This window comes from Prosthecobacter sp. (assembly GCF_049294395.1).
Lineage (GTDB): Bacteria > Verrucomicrobiota > Verrucomicrobiia > Verrucomicrobiales > Verrucomicrobiaceae > Prosthecobacter.
On record NZ_JBAQCR010000428.1, the window covers coordinates 1 to 6434 of the forward strand.

General features: G+C 59.9%; 6 protein-coding genes. 4 read left to right on the forward strand and 2 right to left on the reverse strand.

All coding sequences use genetic code 11. From position 1 onward, the window contains the following. Positions 1-339 (forward strand): hypothetical protein (locus WAW39_RS29285; RefSeq protein ID WP_422323146.1); only part of this gene is annotated, 339 nt, incomplete at its 5' end. Between the two features lie 268 nt (positions 340-607). Here the strand turns inward: WAW39_RS29285 and WAW39_RS29290 are convergent. Together WAW39_RS29290 and WAW39_RS29295 are read right to left on the reverse strand one after the other, a co-directional pair. Further along, positions 608-958 (reverse strand): DUF3024 domain-containing protein, encoded by a 351-nt coding sequence (locus WAW39_RS29290; RefSeq protein ID WP_422323148.1) that lies wholly within the window; start codon positions 956-958, stop codon positions 608-610. 41 nt (positions 959-999) lie between these two features. Beyond that, positions 1000-2208 (reverse strand): HNH endonuclease, encoded by a 1209-nt coding sequence (locus WAW39_RS29295; protein ID WP_422323150.1) that lies wholly within the window; start codon positions 2206-2208, stop codon positions 1000-1002. A 191-nt stretch (positions 2209-2399) separates the two neighbouring features. Between WAW39_RS29295 and darT the strand changes: the two genes are divergently transcribed. The 3 genes from darT to WAW39_RS29310 all read left to right on the forward strand — a co-directional run. Next, complete coding sequence (darT, locus tag WAW39_RS29300; protein ID WP_422323156.1) at positions 2400-3056, forward strand: type II toxin-antitoxin system toxin DNA ADP-ribosyl transferase DarT; 657 nt, start codon at positions 2400-2402, stop codon at positions 3054-3056. Between the two features lie 16 nt (positions 3057-3072). Beyond that, a complete protein-coding gene (darG, locus tag WAW39_RS29305) occupies positions 3073-4128 on the forward strand; it encodes a type II toxin-antitoxin system antitoxin DNA ADP-ribosyl glycohydrolase DarG (RefSeq protein ID WP_422323152.1) in 1056 nt (351 codons plus the stop codon). A gap of 220 nt (positions 4129-4348) precedes the next feature. Further along, on the forward strand, positions 4349-6434 hold a 2086-nt coding region (locus WAW39_RS29310), incomplete at its 3' end, for a portal protein (RefSeq protein WP_422323154.1).

A 6434-nucleotide genomic window follows, 5' to 3' on the forward strand; every position in this document is an offset into this window, starting at 1 on the left:
CTGCAAAGCCGTGCGGCACGCGCGGCGCTGGCTCCGCAGTCGGAGCTGGATTTCACGTCGATCCGCGAGCACATCGGCGCGGCGCTGTGGCAGACGGTGGAGGCGACGTTTCCGGATGTGATGTCGATGGCGGACGCCGATGAGGACGCCGATCCGCCGGGGGCTTCGTCCCCGCCCATGCTGTCGGTGCGCCTGAAGGCGCTGGATCAGATCGCGAAGCTCTACGACATCACGCTGGAACAACGCCCCGCCGCCTTCGCCCCCCTGCCCTACGCGACGCCGGATGATATTGCGGATGATGTGAGGATGAGGGTGCTGGAGATGCACCGGCGGGGGTGAGGGTCACGACTTGAAGAGGGCCAGGTATTCCTGGAAAACGAAGAGGCGATTGCGGCGCTGGCCGGTCATCTCTCTGAGCACGCCTGCGGCCGCGAGATCGTTGATGAGGGCGTAGAGAAAGGGGGAGATGTCGTTATGTCAAAAAAAGCTCGTATTCTGAAATAACGGACTTCTTTATTTCATCAATTGGCGGATTTTTGAAATAACGAGGCGCGCTATTTCAGGCCAAGCGGGCAGGCATGGGATGGAGGCCGGGTGAGGCCGCTGTTCAGCCAAAGAAGCAGGCGTTTGCGTCTTGGTCGATCACGCGGAGGACAGCGGCCAGCGATGCGACCTCCGGACAGGGCTTGTAGCGGTGCCAACGGCCGTCAGCCCGTTTCCAGAAGAGGCGCCAGACACGCAGACGGGGCAGGTGCTGGATCTTGGCGATGGACTCCTCGGACTGCTCGCCGGGACGCATGAACGCGGGGCGCACGAAGAAAAGCTCGATACTCTGGTCTGTGAACCGCTGCCCCTCGCGCACCTTGTCGCGAAGGTGCAGCGGTGGCCGCCTTCGGGACCAGAAGGATTCTTCAAGCACCTGCATGTGCTCGGTGATTTCGGTGTCGGTGAAAGCCATAGAGGGGAGGTTCGCGACCGCAGTACGGGAGCACGGTTGTATCAATCAAGTTTATTCTGCCAGTGACGGTGGAGCGCTGCTTGGTCAGGACGATGGGTAGGTTCGTCTGGCACTTTCAGGATCACTCCATGCAATGGGTCGTAGTCTGGACCACGGGCACGCCTGGCGACGTGAACGCTCATCGTCTCAGGATCAATGGCGATCAGATACCGGTCAAAAAGAGTGTGGAGATCCCGGCGCAGCAGCAGCCCGTTCTGAATGTGGTTGGAGTCTTCGCTTTGATAACGATCAATGTGAGCCCCTTCGAGTGCTTCAGGCACAGCGCAGCCGGAGATGCAGCAGCGCTCACCATACACGAGCTTGAGAGTGCGGCGGAATGCCGTTTGTCCAGGGCGGTCACGAACCATCCGCGCCGACTTGCCTGCAATGTCGGCTGAGGGTTGGTAATGTGTTCCAGCGGGTGGCACAAAGGGCGGCGGCGTGGCGAAGCGGCACGACTCAAAGTCGGTACTGGCTGCCGCCTGCCATTCTACACTGGCGATAGATGTCCTATCCTCGTCCCTGAAAGTCAGCCGCGCCATGCCGAGCAGCACACCTTCCCGTCGATTAGCTTCCGCATACGGGCGGTAGTCCAGCGTGGCGCTCAACTCTCTGACTGTGACATCGCAGCAGGCGAATCCAAGGCGTTTGCCTTTTTCCCCCACCGAATGACTTAGCGCTTTGGCTTCTCCTTCTTCGGCAAACCAGGCAAGCGGAAGCCAGTCCATCCAGCCCTTCGACTCAGCATCCTGCCATTCCAGCACGATCATGCTTTCGCCGGTCTTTTCTAGAAGGGCCTGATGCCTTCGCAAGATGCGCTCCAAGCCGCGACTCGCTGCCGGCTTTGGCAGCGCCCGGCGATAGGCGATGTGCGATTCCAGAGCGCGAAGCGCCATGGCGAGCCCAGCGTTCCCACGGTCTCGCCGAATCCATGTCAGGTAGTCATCTGTCACCGGGTCGATAGCGCGTTTGTAGCATTGGCCCTTGAGCAGATAAGAGACGTTTGTGGCCAGCATGTAAGCATAGCTTGGAGACAGCCCGGTTCCGATGAGTGCCGTCCGGATTTCGGAGCTCTTGATCTTCCCGTCGTGATAGCTCAGGCCGACAGCGTAGGCAGCTTTGTATTTTTCCTGGGAAATGCTCATATGCTGGAATTGAGTTCCTCTACAAGGGAGGAGAGAAGAGTTGCGGTGGTTTCGAGAATGCGGCATGCTCCGTCACACGGTGCTCGCGAGAGGATGACGACTTGGGTGGCGGCACTGATCGCCCTATATTTTATGTGGGTACTAAGTCGGGGATGAATCTGAAGGCAAGAATTTGCGTGAGGAATGTGTATGTCGTCGCTGAATCGGACGCCGAAACGCTGGACGAGGTGGGCGAGCTAGAACACACTCGCACACGCATGGCCGTTCCCCTGCAACCCAAAATCTACCACATTGTGCACGTGGACCGGCTGGCTTCGGTGCTGGCGGATGGTGGGCTTTGGTCTGATGCGAAGGTGCAGCTGCGGGCTTCGCCAGGAACGACCATCGGGATGAGCAGCATCAAGGCGCGGCGTATGACCACGGCGCTCACGAGCCATCCGACGCTGAAGGTGGGGGAATGTGTGCCGTTTTATTTCTGCCCGCGCTCGATCATGCTTTATCTGATCTACCAAGGTAATCACGCTGAACTGACGTATCGGGGAGGCCAAGGGCCGATCATTCATCTGGAGTGCGATCTGCAGGCGAGCATCGCGTGGGCGGAGGAGCAAAAGCGGCGCTGGGCTTTCACGCTGTCCAATGCGGGGTCGAACTATTTTGAGGATCGGGCTGATACCGCACAACTGGGAGAGATCAACTGGAAGGCCGTGGAGGCCAGGGAATGGAGCGGCAGCGGTGTTGACCGAGCCATCAAGGAAGGCAAGCAGGCTGAATTTTTGCTGGAAGAGAGCTTTCCCTGGGGGCTGGTGGAGCGGATCGGCGTGCAGTCGCAGGCCATGTACCAGCAGGTGGCCGGTCTGCTGGTGGGACAATCGCATCAACCAAGGCTGGAAATCCTGCGCGAATGGTATTACTGAAACAGGAACCGAATTCATGATCATCTCAACTCAGGGCGATATTTTGCGCGACGACTCCGAGGCGATCGTCAACACAGTGAACTGTGTGGGCGTGATGGGACGTGGCATCGCGCTGCAATTTCGCAGCGCCTACCCTGAGAACTACAAGGCCTACGAGAAGGCCTGCCAACGTGAAGAGGTGCAGCCGGGGAGGATGTTTGTCTTTGAAACCGGAGAGCTGACCGGGCCGCGCTACATCGTCAATTTCCCCACCAAGCGCCACTGGCGCGGCAAGAGCCGAATGGAGGACATTGATGCTGGGCTGGAGGCTCTGGTGGAAGTGCTGCGGGAAAAGAAGATCCACTCCATCGCGCTGCCTCCGCTAGGGAGTGGCTTGGGCGGGCTGGACTGGTCTCAGGTACGACCACGCATCGTGGCCGCGCTCGGCGCACTGGATGATGTGAAGGTGTCGATCTATGAACCTGCTGGAGCTCCGGCGGCTGACAAAATGGTGCGTAACCAGGAAGTGCCGAAAATGACAGCGGGCCGTGCCGCGCTGGTGGAGCTAATGCACCATTACCTCGGTGGTTTGCTCGACCCCTTTGTAACGCTGCTGGAAGTGCACAAGCTGATGTATTTCATGCAGGAGGCAGGCGAGCCGCTGAGGCTCAAGTACCAGAAAGCTCCGTATGGGCCATTCGCGGAAAACCTTGGCCATGTGCTGAAAGCTATCGAAGGGCATCTTGTTTCAGGCTACGCCGATGGTGGCGATGCGCCCGACAAGCAGCTCAAGCTGGTGCCTCAGGCGTATGAAGAGGCGCAGCAGTTTCTGGCTGGCAAAGAGTCCACGCGCAAACATTTCACAAAGGTGGCGCAGCTTGTTGAAGGATATGAATCGCCATTTGGACTGGAACTGCTGGCGACAGTTCACTGGGTGGCGAAGCATGAGTCTCCCAGTTCGCTTGCCGAACTGGTGAAGCTGACCCACGCATGGAATGAGAGGAAGCGGCAGTTTTCCCCACGCCAGATCGAAGTGGCTGCGAAATCGCTGCAGCAGCATGGGTGGATCAGCATACCAGGCTTGGCGGCTTAAGCATACACTTGGCATTTGCTGCCTGAATGTTCTTTCGTCATTCGTCGAATCTCGAAGGAGAGAAATGCGCTGCCGTAACTTTTTTCGCGTGAAAAAACATTTTCGCTTGCGGTTTGAAATCTGGGCCCAAGACTTGTTAACAGACAGCCTGACGGAGTGGAGAACTCGGAGGGGGAATTCAAAATGATTTTTTGGACCTCGATTTTTCCTTTTTCTTCGCATGCCTTTGCTCCCCTCTCCTCCCTCTGCCGCGGGCTCTTCTGCGGCTCCTGGGTCCCCGCCTGCTCGGGGTTCTGCTGCTGACATCCTGGCGGCGCTGCGCGCGAAGGCGGCGCTGGTGCGCAAGCGGAAGAAGACTCCTCTCGAAGATGCGCTGGCGGCGGATGGTGGCACGCGCGCGGTGCGGCTGGTGCAGTGGGCGCGGACGCAGAAGGCGGGCTATGATGCGGGGCTGGTGCAATGGCGGGCGAACCGCCTGAAGTGGAGCCAGGAGGCGCAGGATATTTTTGACCATCGTGCACGAGCACGCCGTGAGAAGGCGGAGGTGGAGGATGCGCTGAGCATTTTCGAGATGGCGAATGATTCGGTGAACATCGTGGCTTCGCTGGCGGAGTTTGCGGCGGCGCAGGCGGAGCAGGACATCTATGGCGGGGAGCCGTGGTTCGCAGCGAATCCGGTGGGCCAGGCTGATACGAAGCTGGCGGATGACATCCAGCACCATCTGCAGTGGACGTTTCGCGATGGACGGTTTGTGGATGCGCAGTGTCTGGGGATCGACCAGGCGGTGACGCTGGGGGAGTGCTTTATCAAGACGCTGTATGCGACGGATGTGGATGAGCATGAGGCGGCGACGCCGTGCCTGCATGCGGACGGGCAGCCGGTGGTGGATGCGCTGGGCGAGTATGTGACGAGTGATGCGCAGGTGAAGAAGATGGGCCGCCGACTGAAGGGGAAGCTGGAGTGGAAGGAGGTGTATGAGACGCGCCAGACGATCATCCGCCAGGGGGTGGAGGCGGTGCCGATCCACTTCAATGACATCAGCTTTCGTGAGGATGCGCCGGAGCTGGATCTGCGACATACGAATGTGTATGTGAGCGTGGAGATGAGCACGTTTGAGGCGATGCGGCGCTTTCACCTTTCGAAGGAGGATGCGGTGCGCCTGGCGCGCTGCGCGGAGACGCGGATCTGCAGTGATGAGGAGGCGCAGCGTGAGCGGACGGCGGATGCAACGGTGACGTGCGCGCCTGCGGATGAGCCGCTGGGGGAGGTGGAGGCGGAGCAGCTGCTGAACACTCGCGTGAGGCTGATCGAGGCGTACATCCGTGCGGATGTGACGGGGACGGGCAAGGAGGCGCGGATGTGCATGGTCTTCCCGCCTTACCATGAGGACTGGATCATCTGGGCGGATTACCTGGCGAACATTTCGCCGAAGGCTGAGCTGCCGATCAAGTGTGATGTGTGGGAGCCTGTGCCGCACCGGCTTTATGGTCGGGGGTTTTTCGCGAAGTATGCATATCTGCAGACGGCGACGGACAATCTGTGGAACCAGGTGAACTTCCGCAATGAGATGCATGCGAATCCGCTGACGGCGGTGCATGAGGAGAACCTGCAAACGGATGAGGACGGGGGCGAGATGGTGCTAGGCCCGGGGAAGACGCTCAAGCCAAAGGCGGGGAAGCGGCTGGGGGATTGCATCGAGTTTGCGATTTTGCCGGATGCGGATAATCGGAGCCTGGAGCTTTTCCAAACGGGGATGCAGCTGGCGCAGTTGCGGAGTGGGATCACGAGTGCGAGCCAGGGGGATCTTTCGAGCGTGCCGGAATCGAACACGGCGACGGGGATCAAGTCTTTGATCAGTCGTGCAGCAGTGCTGCTGAAGAAGCCGATCCGGAGGCTGCGGAGATCGAAGGGCCGGGGCTTCAGCTATGCGGTGAAGCTGCACTACGCGAACTTTGACCGCGCGGAGGCTTTTGTGTGGGGCGAGGGGCACAACAAGGAGCTGGTGACCATCACCCCGGAGCATGTGCGTGACCTGGACATTGATGTGGAGATGCTGCTGACGCAGGAGCAAAACCAGAACAAGCTGCAGGGCGCGCAGGTGATGATGCAGCAGCTGCAGGGCTACTCGGGCATGCCGGAGACGGACAAGGCGGGGGCACGCGTGGGCGTGGTGCAGGCGCTGAAGGCGCTGGAATTCTCCAACGCGGAGGAGATGGTGCGCAAGCCGGTGGTGACGCTGGAGAGCTGCCTGCCGCTGCTGCCGCCCGAGGAGGCGGAGAAGCTGAAGGGCCTGATGGCTCTGCAAC

Bases quoted from the DNA above. Each gene is read 5' to 3' on its own strand.
- WAW39_RS29290 (WP_422323148.1), bottom strand. From the start codon at position 958: ATGGCTTTCACCGACACCGAAATCACCGAGCACATGCAGGTGCTTGAA.
- WAW39_RS29295 (WP_422323150.1), bottom strand. From the start codon at position 2,208: ATGCCGCATTCTCGAAACCACCGCAACTCTTCTCTCCTCCCTTGTAGA.
- darT (WP_422323156.1), top strand. From the start codon at position 2,400: ATGGCCGTTCCCCTGCAACCCAAAATCTACCACATTGTGCACGTGGAC.
- darG (WP_422323152.1), top strand. From the start codon at position 3,073: ATGATCATCTCAACTCAGGGCGATATTTTGCGCGACGACTCCGAGGCG.